Source organism: Bradyrhizobium sp. USDA 4501, from assembly GCF_054062115.1.
Window position 1 is genome coordinate 7,248,859 of the sequence record NZ_JBSSEX010000001.1, and the last position, 16,773, is coordinate 7,265,631.

Genomic DNA, 16,773 nt, shown 5'->3' on the forward strand with positions numbered 1-16,773 from the left:
ACTGCATTGATGTCGATCCAAATATTGTGAGATGTCCGCTTGACGCGTCGGGCACACTGACATCATCGCAGCAAGCATAGGCGCTTGGCACCGGCCTGCGCTGCGATTCCGGATCAATGCCCAAACTTTCGCTCAAGGCGGTTTCTCACCATCGAAGCCGACGCATCGCATTTTACCGATCGCATTCAGCCCGAAATAGGTTTGACACGTCGGGCAACTCAGGGTCATAATCCGAAAATCAGAAATTGTTGAGCCCGCGCGGAGCAATCCGCGGCGGGCTTTTCCTTTGCCGTTTCACCAATCGGACGGCGACCGCACCGTGACAACGCCACATCCTCCCAGCCCGTCGCCTGAGTGTCGCAAACGCGCCGCCGTCCGGACCCCTTGAAAAGAGAACGAATTGGCTGGTGCGCGCGAACGCGCCGGTCCTGCGGCGCGGCGAAAGCCGGCGCCGCCCGCGGCCCCGCTCGTCAGGGCTAAGGTTCGCGCCCCAAAGATCGCCGCCCGCTGCGCGATCTGCCGCACATTCATGCCATGGCCGCATCGCGCGCTGACGGCCGATCAACGAGGTTTGCATGACCGCCTATCTGATATCGCTCGCGCTCGCGGGATCTGGTTGCCATCGGGTTGTGGGAGCTTTGCATGAGCGCCGAGATCATCCAGTTCATTCAGAGCGCCCGCATTCCAAACGCGAGCAGACGGACGTTCCCACGGTCGCATTTTCGTGCGGTGTTGCCTGATCCTGATCCGGATTGCGACACGGCTCCGAGCGAGTCCGTCTTCTTGGCCAATGATTTTATCCGGCGAGGATATCGGCTCTTCGAACCTGTCTCGCCCTGGGCATGGCAGCACACGCTGTATTGGAGGAAGGAGCTCGTCTAGATCCTGCGACGTGGGTTCGGGTTGTCGCGAACAATTCGATGACGTTGAGCGCCCGGTGGCTTCGGCGATCGGTGTTTTTTGCGTTTCTGGCCATGGGTAACATCCTTCGGCAAGCCGCGGTCGTAGCCGGCATCGAATTTTGGGCGTGGGATGCTAGAATGGGCCTCTGCAGTGCGAACGAAGCATCGCTGGAAGCGTTTCCTCAAATGGGCGCCCGGCGGCAGTCGTGGATCCTGGGCGCTGAATTCGCGGAATGCAGGCTTGCGCGCCTTGATCTCTGGTGATCGATCGATAAACTGAGTTGACGGCTCGATCGCGCGCGCAAATGTCTTGGAGATCGAACGAAGGAAGAGACCATGGTTGAGGTTGGCCGCGGGCTCGACACGAAGGTACAGCCAGGCCCGGATATGGATCGTTATTCGGTCATGGTCGCACGAGCCAAAGCGCTTGTTCCGGCATTGCGCGAACGGGCATCGCGGACCGAAGAGCTGCGCAGATTGCCGCCGGAGACCGAGCGGGATTTGCTTGACAGCGGCCTTTTCCGGATCCTGCAGCCCAAGCGCGTCGGAGGCAGCGAGCTCGACTATGTTGCCCTGGTCGACTGCGCCGATGCGCTCGGGCAGGGAGACGCCTCGGTCTCCTGGAATTTTGCCAACCTTGCAAGTCACCACTGGATGCTGGCTATGTTCGCGCCCGAAGCGCAGAGCGCGGTGTGGGGAGAGGATCCGGATGCGCTGATCGCGTCTTCCTTTGTCTTCCCGGCAGGTCGTGCGAGGAAGGCAAGTGGCGGATATGTTCTGAGTGGTCATTGGCCGTTTTCGTCCGGGGTGGAATCCTGCGGATGGAACATGCTCGCGAGCGTGGTCGCCTCGGATGATGAGGCCGACGGTGTCGAGTATCGGCTATTCCTGTTGAACAGGCGGGACTACAGCATCGACGACACCTGGAATGCGGCTGGCTTGCGCGGAACGGGATCGAACGACGTGCGGGTCACCGACGCATTCGTTCCCGAGCATATGACCGTTGCCGTCAGCGATCTTGCGGGAGGTGCGACGCCGGGCAGTATCGTCAATCCGAATGCGCTCTACATGCTTCCAGTCTTTTCGTTGTTTCCCTATGTGTTGTCCGGGGTTGGTTTGGGAAATGCGCAGGCTTGCCTTGATGACTATGTCGAGATCGCGCGACACCGCGCTTCGACATATAACCGGGCCAAGATCGGGGACCTGCAAAGCACACAGATCAAGATCGCCGAGGCGTCGGCGAAGATCGATGCCGCGCGGCTAATCATGCGCACCAACTGCGTTGAGGCACTTGCGGAGGTCCGGCGTGGCGATATCCCGGGCATTGCAGCGAAGACGAAGCTTCGGCGCGACGGTGCGTTCGCGGTCAATTTGTGCACCGAGGCGGTGTCTCTTCTATTTGCGGCGGGCGGCGCACGCAGCCTGTTTACCTCGGGAGCGTTGCAGCGCCAATTCCGCGACGCGCACGCGGTGAATTCGCATCTCGCGTTCAATTTTGACGCGGCGGGCACCAATTACGGGCGGGTGGCTCTGGGGCTGCCGTCTGAAAACCTGACGCTTTGAGGTAAGCCGGATGTCCGACTCGCCCAAACATCCGCTGGATCCCGCCAGTGAGCTCGCAAGCGATAGTTCGGCGATCGATCCCCGTGATTTCCGCAATGCGCTCGGTACGTTCGCAACAGGTGTGACGATAGTCACCGCGATGGCGGCTGAAGGACGGCCCTATGGAATTACTTGTAATTCCTTTGCATCGGTGTCGCTCAATCCGCCACTTGTGTTGTGGAGCCTGGGCATGTTTTCGCAGGGACTGCCGATCTTCCAGAATGCCAGCCATTTTACGGTCAACGTTCTAGACGCGTCGCAACAGGCGCTGGCGGTGCAGTTTGCCAGATCGTCGGGTGACAAGTTCGCGGGTGTGAGCTGGACGCCGGGCCTCGGGAATGCTCCCGTGCTTGCCGATGTGGTCGCGAATTTCCAGTGCCGTGCCGCCAACCGCTACTATGGCGGGGATCACGTCATTTTCCTGGGCGCGGTGGAAGCCTACGCCTATAACCGGAACAATCCGCTGGTGTTCGCGCGCGGAGGTTTTGGCGGGTTTTTGGCTGAGGGTGGTGACAAGACATCATGAATCGAAAGACGCCCGTCAAGCGCGTTCGTGCCAAGCAGAGGCGACTATCAGCCGTCGATCGTCGCAGTGAATTCGTTACCAAGGCAACCGAGCTATTTGCGGAGGAGGGATTTGGCGGCGGCACGCGCGCCCTTGCTCACAAGCTCGGCGTAACGCAGCCGCTGCTTTACCGCTACTTTCCGAGCAAGGACGATCTCATCAAGGAAGTCTACCGCAAGGTATATCTCGAACCGCTTGAAATCGGCTGGGAGAAGGTGCTTTCGGATAGGTCACGTCCGCTCCGCGTGCGGCTCCAGGAATTTTACGAGATCTATACCGACGCGATTTTCAACCGAAGATGGCTCCGGATCTATCTCTACTCCGGCCTGAAGGGCCTCGATATCAATCGGTGGTATGTTGGCATGGTCAAGGACAAGATCCTGACACGCATTCTCCGGGAATGCCGCCACGACGCCGGCCTCGCGACGCAAGGCAGGCCCAGCGCCGCAGAACTCGAGCTGGCCTGGGTGTTTCACGGTGGCATCTTCTATTATGGCGTACGCAAGTACATCTACGAAGCGCCTGTCCTCGAGGACAAGGCGCAGATGATCAGTGACGCGCTGGATATCTTCCTCGCGGGATTTGAGAGGATGGCCGAGAGCGCGACCGATCGTCGACGGGCGCCGGTCAAGGTCGTCGGCTGAGCCGCGCTACCTTGTCGCCATCTGACCCCGATACCAATCCCCGATCTCGCTTGCCGTCATGAGGGCGACGCCGTCATGGCCGATGACGTAATCGAGCAGGGCCTCCAGGTACTTGATGCGATGCGGCACGCCCGTGATGTAGGGATGCACCGAGATGGCCATGATCCGCGCGTTCTCTGCGCCCTCGAGGTACAGCCGATCGAACTGGTCAGTGCAGCGCGTCAGGAACTGCTCCGACGGAAAGTGTTGCAGCGCGTGAATGACAATGTCGTTGGTCTCGACCGAATAGGGAATCGTCGTCACGGTGCCGTGCGGCGTGGCGATGTCCTGGGGGAGATCGTCAATCACCCAATCGGCCACGTATTCGATCCCATTGAGGCGCAGGAGATCGAGCGTGTCTTCTGTTTCGGTCAGGCCCGGGCTTTCCCATGATCGCGGCGGCTTGCCGGTAAATCCAGCAATCGTGTCGACCGCGCGCTTGATTGCGTCCGCCTGGTTCTCGACCTTGTGCATCGGGCCCTGAACAAACCCATGTCCCATGAATTCGAATCCCGCCTCGCGCGCCGCCGACGCCACACGCGGATAGCTGTTGCAGACATTGGCGTTCGCAGCCAGCGTCACCGGTATCTTTCGATCGGTCAAAGCTTTGAACTGCCGCCAGAAGCCGGCGCGCATGCCGTATTCATGCCACGACCAGTTCGGCACGTCGGGCAGCAGGGGCTGGCCCATCGGGGGGCTCAGCACGGTGCGTGGCATCGCATTGTCGATGCGCCATTCCTCGACATTGAGGATAACCCACACGGCAAGCTTCTTGCCGTCAGGTAATGTCAGTTTCGGTCGGTCGACCTGCGCCTGGTACGCAATGCGATCAGTAAAGGCCATGTCGAACCTCCTTCACGTCGATGATCCGGCAGCGGTGGCATTGATCCGCGGCAGGACCTTCTCGGCCATCAGGATCATCGATTGACGGCCAAGCTCGCGATCTTTCCAGTCCTTGCCGGCGTAAAGCAGGGTTCCGAAGGTGCCAATCTCTTCCTGGAACGCCAGCAACTGGTCAGCCACGCTTTCGGGCGTGCCGTAGATGATCAATTTGTCGCAGATCGATTCCAGTGTGACCTCGGCGACGGGTTGATCCCGTCGCGTCTTGAACAACTCAAGCCGGCCACTGCGCTTCAGCTTCGTGAACAACTGGTGATAATAGTACACGTACGGACTGTCTGATGACGTGGCATAGGCCTTCGCGGTTGCTGCATCCCTTGCCACGAACACGCTCTTGGCGACACGCCAATTGGCAGGCTCGGCTGCCCGGTTCACGCGGTCACAACCCTCGACATATTTCGGCCAGTGACTCTTCACCCAGGCCGGCATCAGGAAGTTGGCCGAGATCGGATCCCAGCCGCGCGCCGCCGCCTCCGTGACGCCCTTTGAGAATGGCGCAACCGCGGTCACCACGATTGGCGGGTGAGGGACCTGCAAGGGGCGAGCGACGATTCCCTGGCCGATGTCCTCGATCAGAGTCCGTTTGACCGAGACGTTCCAATATTTGCCCTGCAAATCATAGGGCGGTTTACCAGCCCAGATATCAAGAACCTGGTTGATGGCCTCAAGGAACATGGCATTGCGGTCGGCATCGAGATTGCCGAAAACCTCCGCGTCGGACAGCAATCCACCGGGGCTGATTCCAAGGATGAAACGGCCATCAAGCATGTGATCGAGCATGGCGACGGACGCTGCGATAGCTGCCGGATGCGTGTTTGGCATGTTGATGGTGCCGGTTCCGAGCTTGATCTGCTTGGTTGCGGCTGCGAGCCAGGCAATGAAGGCGATGCTGGAGGTGATGTTCTCGGCCTTGTCGGTGACGTGTTCGCCGACATACGCCTCGGTGAAGCCGAGCTCGTCCGCGAGCAGAAAGGCCTCGCGATCCTCCCGGAGCGATTGCCGCCAATCCTTGTCGAGAGGATGGATCGGCATCGTAAAAAAACCGAGCTTCATGATCCGCCTCCCCGCGATTTGAACTTTAGTTGGCAAGGAACCTGCGGCCTTCCCGAGGCGAAGACAAGCCCTTGCTGCACAAATAATCACTCGATAAACAAGCTTGACCTTTGAAGAGGGCGGCCCTCTAATCGGGCAAACCAAAATTGGGCCCGGGAGGCCATGCCCACATGAAAGCTGCGGCTTTCGCCTACGCCCGCGCGACCAGCGTCGTGAACGCGCTGGAGTTGCTCGCCATGCACGGCGACAAGGCGAAGGTTCTGTCGGGTGGTCAGAGCCTGATGCCGGCGATGAACCTGCGGCTCCTGTCTCCGGACATCCTGGTCGATATCGGCGGCCTCGCCGAGTTGCGCGGCATCACCGTGAGGGGAGACGTGCTGGTCATTGGCGCGCTGACCCGGCACGTCGATCTGCTCAGATCGCCGGAGGTTGCACTGCACGCGCGGCTGTTGCGCGATGCCGTTGCCCACGTTGCCCATCCCGCAATTCGCAATCGCGGAACGATCGGCGGCAGCCTCGCTCACGCCGATCCTGCCTCGGAGTTGCCAGCCTGTGTTGTGGCGCTTGACGCCACGATCGTTGTTCGGGGCTCGGCCGGCGAACGCCGGATTACTGCGACGGAGTTTTTCAGGGGAATCTACGAGACCGCGCTACTGCCGGACGAGTTGCTTGTCGCGGTCGAGGTGCCGGTCGCAGGCCAAGGCTCGACATTTTTCTTTCAGGAGTATGCCCGGCGGCATGGCGACTACGCTGTCGTTGGGCTCGCCGCCCATGCTGTCGTTGCGGCCGGCAGGTTTTCAGCTCTTCGCCTCGGCTTCTGTGCTGTTGGCGACCGGCCATTGCTCGCGGCGGCCGCCGGCAAACTGATCGATGCAAGGGTAACTCCCGCCTTGCTCGCAGAGGCGACGGCCGCACTGGCCGATGAACTCGATCCACAGGAGGACCAGCAGGCGACCGCGGCCATGCGTCGACACCTCGCGACGGTCTTGCTCCGGCGCTGCGTGGCAGCATTGCTGGCACGGCCAGAACTGGAAACGGGAGTCGGCAAGTGAACGCTCCGGTACCGGTCTCGCTTCAGGTCAATGGCGAACCCATCGACGCCTTCGTCTTGCCGCGGCTCAATCTTGCTGATTTCCTCCGGGAAAATCTCAAGCTGACCGGAACCCACGTTGGGTGTGAGCACGGCGTTTGCGGCGCCTGCACGGTCCGGCTCGATGGCGAGATCGTTCGCTCCTGTCTGATGCTGACGGTCCAGGCGCAGGGCGCGTCAGTTGAGACAATCGAGGGGCTGTCTGACAGCGGTGAGATAGCCGATCTTCAGGCGGCATTTCGCGAACGCAATGCATTGCAATGTGGCTATTGCACGCCTGGGATGCTGATCACGGCGCAGGACCTGCTGAAGCAGGTGTCCGTGCCTGATCGTCGAGCGATCCGCGAGCATCTTTCCGGCAACTATTGCCGCTGCACAGGCTATCAGGCCATCGTGGATGCGGTGGAGGCGACAGCCAAGACGCGCGCGGAACGGGGCGCATGACGGTGACGCGGGCGCCAGCAGTCACGCTTTCGGTGCTTGATCGCCCGAATTCCTACATCGGCAAGACCGTACCGCGGCCGAACCTCGACAGGTTGCTGCAGGGGCGGGGCCAATATGTCAGTGATCTCGAATTGCCGCGGATGGCGCATGTGGTTTTTCTACGGTCGCCACATGCCCACGCCAAAATCGCAGCGATCGACGCCGAGGCGGCAAGGCGCATGCCCGGTGTCGTTTCCATCGTCACGGGTCGTGAACTTGAAGCGGTCATCACGCCGTGGGTCGGGGTGCTCTCGCACCTGAAGGGACTGAAGTCAGCGCCACAACACGCGATCGCGGTCGACCGCGTGTGCTGGCAGGGCGAGGCCGTTGCAGCGATTGTGGCGACCAGCCGTGCTGCAGCTGAAGATGCCATGGAGCAGATTTCAGTCGACTACGAGGAGCTCGAGGCGGTCACGGACATGCGTGCTGCGCTCGATCCGGCAGCTCCCGTCATTCATGCTGCGCTCGGCGACAATCTTGCCTTTGAGCGGACGCTCGACGCCGGCGACGTCGATCATGCATTGTCGGGGTCCGAACTCGTCGAGGCCGACTTCGTATTCGGGCGCCACACCGGCGTGACACTTGAGCCGCGGGCCGTCGTTGCCGATTGGAATGCGGCCGAGGCACGGCTCACGATCTATCAGGGCACGCAGGCGCCCCATATGGTGCAGAACATTGCGGCGCTGCATCTTGGGTTAAGGGAAGCGCAGGTCCGGGTGGTCTGCAAGGATGTCGGCGGCTCGTTCGGCATCAAGGTCCATATCTACGCCGACGAAATGGCGACCTACGCGCTGTCCAAGCTGCTGCGTCGGCCAGTCAAGTTCGTGGCGGACCGCGTCGAGAGTTTCAACACGGACATCCACGCCCGCGATCATCGATGCAGGGGACGGATCGGGGTCAGGCCGGACGGTATGATTACGGCCTTCGAGATCGACGACCTGACGGGGATCGGCCCGTACTCGATGTATCCGCGCACCAGCGCCATCGAGGCCAATCAGGTGGTCAACCTGGTCGGTGGGCCCTATGTCACGGCGAACTATCGGGCGCGGGCGCGCGTCGTTTTCCAGAACAAGAACGTAATGTGCCAGTACCGGGCGGTCGGACACCCGATCGCCTGTTCGGTCACCGAAGGCCTGGTCGATCTGGCGGCCGCGAGGATCGGCATGGACCCCGTCGAAATCCGGCGGCGCAATCTGATCGCCGACGATGCCTATCCGTGTGCATCACCCTCGGGCATGAAGTTCGAGCAACTCTCGCATCACGCCTCGTTGACCAAGCTGCTTCAGATGATGGATTACGACGCGTTGCGCGCTGAGCAAGCGGCCTTGCGCGCCAGAAACGTCCATCGAGGCATCGGAATCGCGAGCTTCATCGAGGTGACCAATCCCAGCGCTGCCTTCTATGGCGTGGGCGGCGCGAAAATTTCATCGCAGGATGGCGTTGCGGTCCGGCTCGACGCGCAAGGGTCCGTGATCTGCCAGACCAGCATCACCGAACAGGGGCAAGGGTCGGAATCGCTGACGGCCCAGATCGTCGGCAGCGTGCTTGGCGTTTCGATGGAACGCGTCCGCGTCATCCTGGGCGACACCGACCACACGCCCTATGGCGGTGGTACCTGGGCCTCGCGCGGTGCCGGCATCGGCGGCGAAGCTGCATTGCAGGCAGCCAAGGGCCTGCGAGAGAACATCCTGAACGTCGCCGCGGCCATCCTGCAATCGACGCCGGACGGGCTCGATATCGTCAACAACACGATCGTCAACGCCGCCGACGGCGCGCTTCGCATCGAACTGAACGAGCTTGCGCGGATCGTCTATTTTCGACCGGACACCCTGCCGCCCGGTGTCCAGCCCGAATTGATGGCGACCCGGCATTTCGTTCCGCGCCAATATCCCTTTGCGTTCACCAACGGCGTTCAGGCCTCATGGCTCGAGGTCGATACCGAGACCGGGTTCGTCAAGCTGCTGAAGCATTGGGTTGTCGAAGACTGCGGCACCATCATCAACCCGCAACTGGTCGACGAGCAGATCCGGGGCGGGGTCGTGCAGGGGCTCGGCGCGGCGCTGTTCGAGAAGTGCATCTACGACGAACGCGGTCAGCTGACCAATGCCAATATGGCGGACTATCTGGTCCCGATGTCCGGCGAGATGCCCGACATCGAGGTCGGCCACGTGGTGTCTCCGACGCAGGAATCGGAACTGGGAGCCAAAGGGGCTGGGGAGGCGGGGACGGCCGGCGCGGCAGCAGCGGTTGCCAACGCGGTCAATGACGCGCTCCGGCCGCTTGGCGCAACAATTACCGAGATTCCGCTCACGCCTCAGGTTATCCTGACCGCCCTGGGACGGATCTGAGTGGAGACGTTCCGGGCAACGATAATACCATAAGCAAAAACGCAGACAGTTCTTGGGGAGGAATAGTCATGACGAAGAAGGTCACCAAAGCTGGATCGATATCACGGCGTCGTCTGCTGACGACGGCAAGCGCCGGCGCCGTTCTCGCCGTCTCGCCTTTTCGCATCAATCTGCTTCAGGCCCAGGAAGCGCCCATCAAGATCGGCTTCCCGGTTCCTTTGACCGGTCCATACGGCGCCGAGGCCCAGGACCAGGTGCGGGCGGGTCAGCTTGCTGTCACCCAGTTCAATGATGCCGGCGGTCTCAACGGCCGCAAGGCCGAGCTCGTCGTGCGTGACGACAAGCTGAATCCGGGGGAGGCGGCGACGCGGACCCTGGAATTGGTCGAGAAGGAGAAGGTGAATTTCGTCGTCGGCAGTCTATCCGCGGCGGTTCAGCTCGCGATCAACAACGTCACCAAGGAACGCGGCGTCATCTTCAATTCGATCAGCCAGTCCGACGCCATCAACGAGGCGGCAGATTTCAGCAAATACACGTTCCACGAAGCGCTGAACCCGCACATGACGTCAGGGGCGGTTGGGCGCTACGCCTTCACCAAATTCGGCAAGAAGGTGGCGTTTCTCACGGCGGACTATGCTTACGGTCACGAGATGGTTCGCGGCTTTCTCGAGGTCGGCAAGCAGTTCAACATCGAGAATCTCGGTGACATCCGACATCCGCTTGGAACGACGGATTTCTCGACCCTGCTGCCGCGTCTCCAGGCGCTCAAGCCCGATATTCTATGCATCAGCAATTTCGGCCGCGATCAGCAGATCGCGCTGAAGCAGGCGACCGACTTCGGCATCAAGAAATCGATCCAGATCATCGCGCCGCTGCTGTCGCATGCCAGTCGCGTTGCGGCGGGCCCCCAGGCATTCGAAGGCGTCGTCGGGGGCTGCTCGTTCTTCTGGGGCATCGAGGACAAGTTCGCCTCGACCAAGGCGTTCAACGACGCGTTCCGCAAGATGTATGACGGCAAGTTGCCTACCGACTACGGTGCGCTCGGCTATGGCGGTGTTCGGACGGTGCTCGAGGCGGTCAGGGGCGCGGGCAGCGTGGAGACCGACAAGGTCGTCGCGGCACTGGAGGCTTTGAAGTACGACTACTACAAGGGGCCGCAATACTATCGCAAATGCGATCACCAATCGGTGCAATCGGTGCTCGTGATCAAGTCGAAGTCCAAGGACATGAAGAACGAGTCAGATGTGTTCGAGGTTCTATCGACCGAAGAGCCTAACGAGAAGAACCTGCGTAGCTGCGACACGCTTGGCCACAAGAGCTGAGCCATGCGCCGGCGCGCACCGCGGGGCGGCGCGCGTGCTGAGGGGGGGACAAATGGCGGGCCTGAGCTTTGATCTGATTGCACTGCAACTATTCGCTGGGCTGGCGCTCGGCGCGATCTACGTGCTGTTTGCGATCGGCCTCTCGCTGATCTTCGGGATGTTGACCGTCGTCAACTTCGCCCATGGCGCGTTCTACATGGTCGGCGCCTATGTCGGGCTGTACCTGATTTCGATCGGCGGCAATTTCTGGCTCTGCTTGCTGGCGGTACCGCTTCTGATCGGGCTGTTCGGCCTTGCCGTCGAGCGCGTGCTGATCCGGCCGCTTTACGGCCGCGGCATCGATTATCCGCTGCTGCTGACCTTCGGGCTGAGCTACGTCATGGTCGAATGCGTGCGCATTGCCTTCGGCAAGACCGGTTATCCCTTCGACACGCCTGAGCTTCTGCAGGGGGCTGTCGACATCGGTGTCGGATATTTTCCACTTTACCGCCTGTTCGTGATCGGCGCGACGGCCGTTGTCTTGTTGGCGCTCTGGCTGTTTCTGGAGAAGACCAGCTTCGGACTCATTATCCGCGCCGGCGCGCGCGATCCGCAAATCGTCCGCGTCCTCGGGGTCGACGTTTCCAGGGTCTGGTTGATCGTGTTCGGGATAGGCACCGCGATTGCGGGCTTTGCCGGGCTGCTGGCTGCCCCGCTTCAAGGCGTCATTCCCGAGATGGGCGGCACGATTCTCGCCGAGGCTTTCGTGGTTACGGTCGTAGGAGGCATGGGTTCGATCGGTGGCGCCGTACTGGCGGGCCTCCTCGTCGGTGTGGTGGTCAGCATGACGTCGCTGTTTGCGCCCGAGATGGCCAAGGTTTCGATCTTCGCCCTGATGGCGATCGTCCTGATCGTCCGTCCTCAAGGCTTCTTCGGCCGCGCCGGATTGATGAGCTGAGAGCCAAGGATGACCGGAGCCACCGAATCCATCAAACAGCCTCGTGCCGCGACGGGCAGTTGGTACGAATTCGCAACGCGGCATCGCGCCAGCATTGTGGCGGCGGTGATTCTGATTTTCCCGTTGGTGATGCCGTTCACGGCTCTCGCGGTGAACATCCTGATCTATGGATTGTACGCTGTCGGCTTCAACCTCGTGTTTGGTTATCTCGGTCTGCTGTCGTTTGGTCACGCGGCGCTGTTCGGAACCGGTGCCTACCTGTGTGGCATCGCCATCGTGCATTTTGGCTGGCCATGGTATGCGGCCATCGCAGCCGGGATCGCCGGCGGCCTGTTGATGGCATCGTTGATTGGCGTGCTCGCGATCAGGACCCGCGGCATCTACTTCGCGATGGTAACGATGGCGCTGTCGCAATGTGTCTACTACCTGTTCTATCAGGCGGTTGACCTGACCGGTGGCGAAAACGGCCTCCGCGGCATCAACGTCCGCACCATCGATCTGTTCGGCTTGCGGCTCGACTTCATCAATCCGATGATCCGTTACTATGTCATCGCGGCTTTCGTGATTGCCGCTTTTTTCGTGATGTCGCGCATTCTTGCCTCGCCATTTGGCGCCGTCATTGAGGCCGTGCGGGAGAATGAGATGCGCGCCCGCGCGTCAGGCTATGACGTCACCAAGACCCGATTGCTGACCTTCGTTTTGTCTGGCGGCTTCTGCGGTCTCGCGGGAGCCTTGCAGGCGCTGCATCTGTCGATCGTTCCGATCGAGATCCTGCACTACGAGACGTCGGGTCTGGTTGTGATGATCGCATTGCTGGGCGGTATGGGAACGTTCTTCGGGCCGATGATCGGCGCCGCCGTCTTCCTGGTCCTGGAGAACGTGGTCTCCGTGTGGACGGTTCACTGGCAACTGATCGTTGGCGCCATTTTCATTGCATGCGTGCTGTTCTTCCCCGCCGGCATCTGGGGCACACTGATCGCGCGAGGCAGGCGATGAGCGCCGCGGAAGGCCAAACCAGGGAAATCATTCTGCGTACCAGGGGCGTCGGCAAGACGTTCGGGAAGTTTGTTGCGCTGAACAATATCTCGGCGGAGTTTTCCAGAGGAGCGATCACCTCCATTATTGGTCCGAACGGGGCCGGTAAGAGCACCTATTTCAATTTGCTGTGCGGCGCGTTTGCGCCCACCAAAGGCAGCGTTGAATTCGAGGGCAAGGATGTCACCGGGCTGCCGCAGCACCGCTTTGCGCATATGGGGATCGCAAAGTCCTTTCAGATCACCAGCGTGTTCCCGCAGCTCACGACCCGTGAAAACATCCGCGTCGGTCTGCAGGCGCTGGTGTCGAGATACGACATCTGGCGTCCCCGCGCGCGCCTGACCGAGCTGGTCGAGCGGGCGGACGAGCTGCTTGCGCTGGTCGGATTGTGGGAATCTCGCGAACGTGCCGCCAGGACGCTGGCCCATGGCGAGCAGCGGGCGCTGGAGATCGGCATGGCGCTTGCCAGCCAACCCCGGTTGCTGTTGCTGGACGAGCCGACGGCCGGCATGAGCCCGGAGGAGACCCGGACCATGATGGATCTGATCGTGAAGCTCGCAAAGGAGCGTACGGTCATCCTCGTCGAGCACAAGATGAAGCTGGTGCTCGGGATCAGCGATCGCATCCTCGTGCTGCATCACGGAGAACTTCTCGCCGAAGGAACGCCGCAGGAGGTCCGGCAGAACGAGGCGGTGAAGCGCGTCTATCTCGGCCAGCGGGAGCATTGACGAATGCTGCAGATCAGCAAGCTCAATGCCTGGTACGGCGCAAGTCACGCGCTGCAGGACATAACTCTCGAAGTGACCAAGGGCGAGATCGTCTGCCTGATCGGTCGCAATGGAGCCGGCAAGACGACGACGCTGAAATCGATCATGGGGTTGATGGGACGAACGCGCGGCTCGGTCACCTTCAAGGGCAAGGAGCTGCTGAGCCGGCCGCCGCATGTGCGCTTCGCGCTGGGACTTGCCTATGTTCCCGAAGAGCGGCGGATTGTGCAGGGATTGTCGGTCCGGGAAAATTTGCGGCTCGGGCTGGTGGCGTCGCCGGCGAAGAAGCGGGAAGCCGAGCTGATCGACGAGATCGCGGTGATATTCCCACGGCTGGCCGAGCGCATGGACCAGGAGGCGGTCACGATGTCCGGTGGCGAGCAGCAGATGCTGGCGATCGCGCGGGCGATGATCGCAAAGCCCGACCTGATCATGCTGGATGAGCCTTCGGAGGGCATCATGCCGGTCCTGGTCGACGAAATGTTCGAGCTATTCCGCAGTATGAAGGCGCAGGGAACGACGGTGCTGTTGGTTGAGCAGAATGTCGAGCTCGCGCTTGGCATCGCCGATCGTGCCTACGTCCTTGATCAGGGGGCGGTGGTGCACCAGGCGTCGGCGCAGGCCCTGCTGGCCGACGACGAGATCAAGGAACGATATTGTTCGGTGTGAGCGGGCTCTCCGGTCTCCCGCCGGCGCGAACGGACCTTACTCCGCAGCGCGCGCGATCGCGTCGACCTTGCGGGTGGTGACGACGACCTTGATCGCGTCATCCACGCGATCCCGTGCATATCTGAGCGCCGTCGGCAGGTCTTCCAGCGGAAACGTATGCGTGTGGATCCTTGTCGCGTCGAACCGCTTCGCTGCCATCAATTCCATGGCGCGGCGCGTGGCGCTGCGGCCCTCGCCGCGGATCCCGTAAGCATAGATGTTGTTTCGCACGAGATGCGCGATATCCAGCGTCGCGGCCTCGTGCGGGAAGGCGGCCAGACAAATCTTGCCGCCGCGATTGGTCATGTGAATGGCCTGGTTGAGTGTCGCTTCGGTGCCGGCACATTCGACGACATAGTCCGCGCCGATTCCCCCTGTTAGTTGCTTCACGACCTCAACGGCGTCTTCGTCGTTGATGTTGATGACGCGGTCGGCCCCCAGTTCCTGGCCGATCGCCAGCCGCTTGTTGCGCGTGCCGGTCAGAATCACCGGGCTTGCGCCAAGCGCCTTGGCCACGGCAACTGCGAGAAGTCCGATCGGCCCCGGGCCGATCACCACGACGCTCTCGCCCGCCACCAATCCCCCCAATTCCGTCAAGCCGTACATCGACGTGCCTGCGGTCACCACGAGCGTCGCCTCCGCATCGCTCATGCTATCCGGTACGCGCGCCAGCGTATTGATGTGGTTGACTGCGTACTCCGCGAATCCGCCGTCGGTCGTAAAGCCGTTGGCGCGGTGGCCCTTCTCCGGCTTTCCATAGTTGAGACAGGATGTGTACATGCCCTGGCGGCAGCGTTTGCATTGGCCGCAACCGGCATGGATTTCGACGCTGACCCGATCACCGATCCTGAATTCGTCAACGTCCGGCCCGAGTGCGGCGACCGTGCCCATGTATTCGTGGCCCGGCGTAAAGTTCTTGTTGAAGGGCAGGCCGCCCTGAATGCTTGCCGGCGACCCGGCATGGATGATTTCGAGATCGGTGGCGCAGATCGCAACCGCATCGATGCGCACCAGCACCTCGGCACGCGCGGGGACCGGCGTCGGCTTTTCGCAAAGCAGGAGCTGGCCGGGGTCACCCAGGACCCAGGCCTGCATCAGGCCGGGAACGGGCAGATCAGGCGATGTGTTGACGCCGGGCGGCTGGTACATGGGCTTCCTCTTTCGGCCGTCAGCCTAGCGCGAAACCAGTGGCTGCCGCGAGCACCCGATGGTCGGCATCGGAGCCGTTGCATTTGCTGCACGGCAGCAAGCGCGTCGCAAAACATTCATACGCGGCCTATACTTGGTCGCCCGGTTGATGTTGAAATCCTCTTTGCATCCTCTCCCAGACCGGAGCCTCCCATGAAGACCGTCCGCCTTGTCCTTGCGTTGCTGGCGCTGATGCTGATCGCGCCGTGGCAATCCGCCAGGGCGGCGGACGTGATCTGCTACAATTGTCCGCCGGAATGGGCGGATTGGGCCTCGATGCTGAAGGCGATCAAGGCGGATCTCAACTACGATATCCCGCACGACAACAAGAATTCCGGCCAGGCGCTGGCTCAGATCCTGGCCGAGAAGAGCAATCCGGTCGGCGATATCGGCTATTTCGGCGTGACTTTCGGCATGAAGGCCAAGGCGCAGGACGCGCTCGAGCCCTACAAGCCGGCGCATTGGGATCAGGTCCCGGCCGGCCTCAAGGACGCGGATGGCTACTGGACCACGATCCACTCCGGCACGCTCGGCCTGTTCGTGAACAAGGATGCGCTTGGCGGCAAGCCGGTGCCGGCCTGCTGGAAGGATCTCCTGAAGCCCGACTACAAGGGGATGGTCGGCTATCTCGATCCGTCGTCGGCGGCGGTCGGCTATGTCGGCGCGGTCGCCGTCAATCTGGCGCTCGGCGGCTCGCCAGGCAACTTCGATCCGGCGATCAGCTTCTTCAAGGAGCTGCGCAAGAACGATCCGATCGTACCCAAGCAGACGTCGTATGCCCGCGTCGTCTCCGGTGAGATGCCGATCCTGTTCGACTACGACTTCAATGCCTATCGCGCGAAATATTCGGAGAAGGGCAACTTCGAGTTTGTGATTCCCTGCGAGGGATCGGTGGTGTTTCCCTATGTCGTTGGTCTCGTGAAGAACGCGCCCGACAAGGAGAAGGCCAAGAAGGTGATGGACTATCTCTTGTCCGACAAGGGGCAGGCGATCTGGACCAATGCCTATCTGCGTCCGGCCCGCCCGATCGAGCTGCCGGCTTCCGTGAAGGGGAAATTCCTCCCCGACAGCGACTATGCCCGCGCCAAGAGCGTCGACTGGGGCGAGATGGAAAACGTGCAAAAAGCCTTCGTCGACCGCTATCTCGCCGAGGTTCGCTGAGGCAATATGGTGCCCTTCGCCGGGGCACC

Annotated in this window: 15 protein-coding genes and 1 pseudogene; 13 read left to right on the top strand and 3 right to left on the bottom strand. The window is 61.5% G+C overall.

Annotated features, from left to right (window positions below; all coding sequences use genetic code 11):
- Window positions 1-786: 786 nt before the first annotated feature.
- The 4 genes and pseudogenes from ACVWZM_RS33460 to ACVWZM_RS33475 all read left to right on the top strand — a co-directional run.
- Window positions 787-882, top strand: a pseudogene (locus ACVWZM_RS33460) (GNAT family N-acetyltransferase); the annotation flags it as partial.
- Window positions 883-1,289: 407 nt separating this feature from the next.
- Complete coding sequence (locus ACVWZM_RS33465; RefSeq protein WP_168856105.1) at window positions 1,290-2,465, top strand: acyl-CoA dehydrogenase family protein; 1,176 nt, start codon at window positions 1,290-1,292, stop codon at window positions 2,463-2,465.
- A 10-nt stretch (window positions 2,466-2,475) separates the two neighbouring features.
- Window positions 2,476-3,030 carry a flavin reductase family protein gene (locus ACVWZM_RS33470; protein ID WP_076834073.1) on the top strand — a complete coding sequence of 185 codons (555 nt, stop codon included), beginning with the start codon at window positions 2,476-2,478 and terminating at the stop codon, window positions 3,028-3,030.
- A complete protein-coding gene (locus ACVWZM_RS33475; protein ID WP_253589734.1) occupies window positions 3,027-3,713 on the top strand; it encodes a TetR/AcrR family transcriptional regulator in 687 nt (228 codons plus the stop codon). The genes ACVWZM_RS33470 and ACVWZM_RS33475 overlap by 4 nt, the downstream gene beginning before the upstream one ends.
- 6 nt (window positions 3,714-3,719) lie before the next feature.
- Here ACVWZM_RS33475 and ACVWZM_RS33480 read toward each other — a convergent pair whose 3' ends face one another.
- Window positions 3,720-4,595 carry a polysaccharide deacetylase family protein gene (locus ACVWZM_RS33480; RefSeq protein ID WP_456855642.1) on the bottom strand — a complete coding sequence of 292 codons (876 nt, stop codon included), beginning with the start codon at window positions 4,593-4,595 and terminating at the stop codon, window positions 3,720-3,722.
- Between the two features lie 12 nt (window positions 4,596-4,607).
- Window positions 4,608-5,705: an LLM class flavin-dependent oxidoreductase gene (locus ACVWZM_RS33485; RefSeq protein ID WP_456855643.1), complete on the bottom strand. Its 1,098-nt coding sequence runs from the start codon at window positions 5,703-5,705 to the stop codon at window positions 4,608-4,610.
- Between the two features lie 170 nt (window positions 5,706-5,875).
- Between ACVWZM_RS33485 and ACVWZM_RS33490 the strand changes: the two genes are divergently transcribed.
- The 8 genes from ACVWZM_RS33490 (at window position 5,876) to ACVWZM_RS33525 (ending at window position 14,356) form a co-directional block, all read left to right on the top strand.
- Window positions 5,876-6,757, top strand: a complete 882-nt coding sequence (locus tag ACVWZM_RS33490) for an FAD binding domain-containing protein (RefSeq protein WP_456855644.1) — start codon at window positions 5,876-5,878, stop codon at window positions 6,755-6,757.
- The gene (locus ACVWZM_RS33495) at window positions 6,754-7,239 is read left to right on the top strand and encodes a (2Fe-2S)-binding protein (RefSeq protein WP_456855645.1); all 486 of its coding nucleotides are present in this window, start codon (window positions 6,754-6,756) and stop codon (window positions 7,237-7,239) included. The genes ACVWZM_RS33490 and ACVWZM_RS33495 overlap by 4 nt, the downstream gene beginning before the upstream one ends.
- Window positions 7,236-9,626, top strand: a complete 2,391-nt coding sequence (locus tag ACVWZM_RS33500) for a xanthine dehydrogenase family protein molybdopterin-binding subunit (protein ID WP_456855646.1) — start codon at window positions 7,236-7,238, stop codon at window positions 9,624-9,626. Before ACVWZM_RS33495 ends, ACVWZM_RS33500 begins: the two co-directional genes overlap by 4 nt.
- A 68-nt stretch (window positions 9,627-9,694) precedes the next feature.
- The gene (locus ACVWZM_RS33505; RefSeq protein ID WP_141342837.1) at window positions 9,695-10,948 is read left to right on the top strand and encodes an ABC transporter substrate-binding protein; all 1,254 of its coding nucleotides are present in this window, start codon (window positions 9,695-9,697) and stop codon (window positions 10,946-10,948) included.
- 52 nt (window positions 10,949-11,000) lie between these two features.
- Window positions 11,001-11,885, top strand: coding sequence for a branched-chain amino acid ABC transporter permease (locus tag ACVWZM_RS33510; RefSeq protein ID WP_076834052.1), 885 nt, complete (start codon window positions 11,001-11,003; stop codon window positions 11,883-11,885).
- Window positions 11,886-11,894: 9 nt separating this feature from the next.
- Window positions 11,895-12,881 (top strand): branched-chain amino acid ABC transporter permease, encoded by a 987-nt coding sequence (locus ACVWZM_RS33515; protein WP_283070044.1) that lies wholly within the window; start codon window positions 11,895-11,897, stop codon window positions 12,879-12,881.
- Window positions 12,878-13,648, top strand: a complete 771-nt coding sequence (locus tag ACVWZM_RS33520) for an ABC transporter ATP-binding protein (RefSeq protein WP_456792558.1) — start codon at window positions 12,878-12,880, stop codon at window positions 13,646-13,648. Before ACVWZM_RS33515 ends, ACVWZM_RS33520 begins: the two co-directional genes overlap by 4 nt.
- A gap of 3 nt (window positions 13,649-13,651) precedes the next feature.
- Window positions 13,652-14,356: an ABC transporter ATP-binding protein gene (locus ACVWZM_RS33525; RefSeq protein ID WP_456855647.1), complete on the top strand. Its 705-nt coding sequence runs from the start codon at window positions 13,652-13,654 to the stop codon at window positions 14,354-14,356.
- Between the two features lie 36 nt (window positions 14,357-14,392).
- Here the strand turns inward: ACVWZM_RS33525 and ACVWZM_RS33530 are convergent, their stop codons facing one another.
- Window positions 14,393-15,406: a zinc-dependent alcohol dehydrogenase gene (locus tag ACVWZM_RS33530; RefSeq protein WP_456855648.1), complete on the bottom strand. Its 1,014-nt coding sequence runs from the start codon at window positions 15,404-15,406 to the stop codon at window positions 14,393-14,395.
- Between the two features lie 330 nt (window positions 15,407-15,736).
- Between ACVWZM_RS33530 and ACVWZM_RS33535 the strand changes: the two genes are divergently transcribed.
- Entirely contained in the window at window positions 15,737-16,744 is a 1,008-nt protein-coding gene (locus ACVWZM_RS33535; protein WP_069275426.1) for an ABC transporter substrate-binding protein, read from the top strand.
- The last annotated feature ends 29 nt before the right edge of the window (window positions 16,745-16,773 follow it).